General features: G+C 61.1%; 2 pseudogenes. Both read left to right on the top strand.

From position 1 onward, the window contains the following. A pseudogene (locus AWB68_RS45660) lies at nt 1-243 on the top strand (MFS transporter); the annotation flags it as partial. A 441-nt stretch (nt 244-684) separates the two neighbouring features. After that, nucleotides 685-794, top strand: a pseudogene (locus tag AWB68_RS47960) (quinone oxidoreductase); the annotation flags it as partial.

Raw genomic sequence — 794 nt, 5'->3', positions numbered from 1 at the left:
CTCACCCCGCCGTCGATCCATTCGTCCGCGTTTGCCACGCTGACGCTGGCGAACAATCTGCTGGGTCTGGCACCCGCTGCCATTCTGACGGGCATGGTCGCCGACCGGATCGGGCTTGTCGGCGCGTTGCAACTCGTTCCGTTCGCACCCCTCGTCGCCGCAGCCGCGTTTTTCATCGGCAAGCGGAACTACGGTGGTGACCTGGACCGCCTTGACGCCCTGCGCACGCAAGCAACACGCTGATCGGATTCTCAAGGCACAACGGTGCCGTTCGCTCGCTCACAACGCGACGGCGCCGGTTTTTCAAGGCATGCACCGGACCCCAAACCGGCCCAGCAGAGCCCGAGGCGACAGATATCAGTTCCGAACGGGACGCCGGCGCGACTTATTTGCGCGGCGACCCGCTGGCAACTAGAGTAGATGCTCAATATGCGACCGCACGTCACCATGCGGCGGACGTCTATCGCCGTATGCTTGATATAGCAACTGATTTAGGTCGACACGGCAATTGATTAAGGCGAGGCGTTATATGCCTTGCTCATTGCATTCTCGCAGTCTGTGCGTGCCTCGCGGCGCTCAGGACCGCAACAGAACACGGATCTGGCAACGACGCCAGGGTAAGACGGCCAGTTCGGCCGCAGGCGAAATCCATTTTGCAGTTTGAGTAAGGATAGGAGATTGAACATGGCGAACGCAGTGCGCTTTCATGAAACCGGCGGTCCCGAAGTCTTGCGCTACGAGGACGTTGAAGTGGGCGAACCGGGCCCCGGACAGGTCCGCCTGCGCCATGAGGC

The sequence above is a fragment of the Caballeronia choica genome (assembly GCF_001544535.1).
GTDB lineage: Bacteria > Pseudomonadota > Gammaproteobacteria > Burkholderiales > Burkholderiaceae > Caballeronia > Caballeronia choica.
The sequence above is the reverse complement of the archived record's forward strand: the minus strand, read 5'-3'. Positions and strand labels throughout refer to the sequence as shown.